Here is a 2,988-nt window from a genome sequence, read left to right as displayed (position 1 = left end):
AAAGCCGCGCCTATCAATCCATCTAGATAAAATATTTTTATACGTAAGTCCGTATTAGTAAAATTTCACAATTAATAGAACATTATCAAAGTATTAATTTCACAAGTCTCACTCCTTTGGTTATGCTACTGAGTATTATAAATTATATTGCGAACTCCCCTATGCTACCGATACTTCGTATCTTGTTAATTGAGCAAGATCCAATCACCCTAAAAGAGCTTTCAACGAATCTGTCAAAGACTATTCCTAATTTTGAGCGAGACGATATTCATATCGATATTGTTGAGCGTCTTGAGCTAAAACACGCGCTGGAAAGTGTAGAAGAAGATGGTGATATTCAAGCGGTTGTACTCAGCTGGGATTTGCAAAATAAGGTTGGCGAACGGACTTATAGTCGGTTTATCGAGCAATTAAAGGCAATTCGTCTCGAACTGCCGGTTTATGTTATTGGCGACGACACTAAAGGGCTGGAGATCATCAACGAGTCCGAAGAAATCGAGTCTTACTTTTTTAAAGATGAGGTAATTTCTGACCCTGAAGCGATCTTAGGTTATATGATCAACGACTTTGACGACCGCTCAGAAACGCCATTTTGGACGGCGTATCGCCGTTATGTCGGCGAATCAAACGACTCTTGGCATACGCCTGGTCATAGCGGCGGCTCGAGCTTTAGAAATTCCCCTTATATTAAAGATTTTTATCAGTTTTATGGTCGTAACGTATTTGTTGGCGATCTGTCGGTGTCGGTAGACTCATTAGGTTCATTGTCAGACAGTACTAATACTATTGGTCGCGCTCAAGAGTCAGCAGCGGCAACGTTTGAGGTTAATCATACCTATTTCGTCACGAACGGCTCATCTACTTCAAATAAGATCATCTTACAGACACTTCTGCGCAAGGGAGATAAAGTGATCATCGATCGTAATTGCCATAAATCTGTACACTATGGCATCTTGCAATCTGCTAGCTTCCCTATCTACTTGGCGAGTATATTAAATCCTAAATATGGTATTTTTGCGCCACCGTCGTTGGCCGATATCAAGTTAGCAATTGAAAATAATACCGATGCAAAATTACTGGTTCTCACCGGCTGCACATACGATGGCCTACTGAGCGATCTGAAACAAGTTGTAGATTATGCTCACCAATATGGTATCAAGGTGTTTATCGATGAAGCCTGGTTTGCATACTCATTGTTTCATCCTAGCTTTCGTCATTACTCCGCTATTCATGCAGGTGCAGACTATATAACCCATTCCGCGCATAAAGTGGTTTCAGCGTTTTCTCAAGCGTCTTATATTCATGTTAACGATCCTGACTTTGATGCCGATTTTTTTCGAGAGATTTACAGTATTTACGCCAGCACATCACCAAAGTACCAGCTTATTGCATCCCTTGACGTATGCCAAAAGCAATTGGAAATGGAAGGCTACAAATTGCTTAATGCCTTGTTGAATCATGTGGAAGAATTTAAACAACAAATGGCCTCGCTCAAGCAAATTAAAGTGCTAGGTAAGCAAGATTTTATGGAAATATTTCCACATTTTAGTGGTGATAACATGGGCCACGATCCGCTAAAAATTCTTATCGACATTAGCGAATTACCTTATTCATTAAAGGATATTCATAAATATTTACTGGACGAAATTGGCCTAGAAATAGAAAAATACACTCACAGCACCATTTTAGTTTTGCTAACCCTTGGTGGCACGCGTTCGAAGATAATCCGTTTATACAATGCGTTGAAAAAACTCGACAGCGGTAAGGTAAAGTTATCAACATCAACGCGCAGAGCCCGTTTGCCTGAGAATTTACCAGCGATAGACTTGGCTTGTATTCCAAGCGACGCTTTTTATGGCGATCGCGAATCTGTGCCTATTAGCAAAAGCAACAATCGCATTTGTGCAGGTTTAGTTACTCCATACCCACCGGGTATTCCGCTTTTAGTCCCGGGCCAGCATATCACTACAGATCATATCGAATATTTGCAAGAACTAGCGAGCCAAGGACTGACAATTCAAGGGAGTTTCGATGGTGAAATCTACGTTCTTAAAGGCAAGGTTAAGAAGTAAAGGTATTCGTTTAGTACTATCGCACCTATTATTAGTGAGCAGCAATGTGTAAGACATTGCTGCTGTAATATTGAGGGTTAAAATATGAAACAGGCTAGATTTATTGTCTGCTTTGAGCGAGAAGCGGTCATTCAGGTAAGTCGTCATTAACTTAGTAAGAATAAGAGGACATTTTCCTCTTTTTCACATGTTTATAAACTACAGTAAGCAAAATATTTATAGCTGGCAATAGCTTACACTATTTGCTATTAATATAAGTTCATAAAATAAGGACGTTTTCGCGCTAAAAAAGGAAAGTGTACTCTGATAAAGTTGTTAGCAGCCATGAAGATTCCAGCATTTTTAGTTATTTTTTTCTTCTCTATGGAAATTAGTGCGGAAAAATTTGGGAATTGGGAATATTTTATTCCTCAGAATAGCCCCTTTTCGCTCAATCCCATTGATAACGGATTATATCTGCAATTTTTCGGAGAGATTACTTTCAATGCTAAAATCGTCGCAACGATAAATGAAAATGGCGAAGCTTATATTCTGGCGGCGATTCCACCTGACGAAATAATCCGGTTGTTGCCGTCAAGGAAAATTGGAAATATTCAGTTGCCTAAATATATTCAATTGTTAAATAACGACGAAATGTTATCGTCTTTGAATATGATTGAATATGAAAACGCAAAAAATTCAGAAATCATTATAGGTAGCGCAGAAGTTACAATAACTAGTTTACAAAGTGGAGCTGATTGTGGTGTCGCCAATTTTTTTGCCTTTGATAATTCAATCACCAATCTCGAGTATTACAGAAGCTATGAGGTTGTTAAAAGCCCGAGCTACTAACAAAACGATGAAGACGAATTTGTCAGAAGAGCGCTGCCAAACCGCTTATCGTAAGTGTTATATGTCAAAAGGAGTTGAGTCATGC

Annotated in this window: 2 protein-coding genes; both read left to right on the top strand. The window is 39.0% G+C overall.

Annotation, left to right across the window (positions count from 1 at the left end; genetic code table 11):
- Positions 1 to 161 precede the first annotated feature (161 nt).
- Complete coding sequence (locus P20652_RS13880) at positions 162 to 2,072, top strand: aminotransferase class V-fold PLP-dependent enzyme (RefSeq protein ID WP_033017152.1); 1,911 nt, start codon at positions 162 to 164, stop codon at positions 2,070 to 2,072.
- A gap of 324 nt (positions 2,073 to 2,396) precedes the next feature.
- Positions 2,397 to 2,903: a hypothetical protein gene (locus P20652_RS13885; RefSeq protein ID WP_008166610.1), complete on the top strand. Its 507-nt coding sequence runs from the start codon at positions 2,397 to 2,399 to the stop codon at positions 2,901 to 2,903.
- Positions 2,904 to 2,988 lie beyond the last annotated feature (85 nt).

It is taken from the genome of Pseudoalteromonas sp. BSi20652, assembly GCF_000239855.1.
In the GTDB taxonomy this organism is placed as follows: Bacteria; Pseudomonadota; Gammaproteobacteria; order Enterobacterales; family Alteromonadaceae; genus Pseudoalteromonas.
This window is presented reverse-complemented; position numbering and strand designations above follow the sequence as displayed.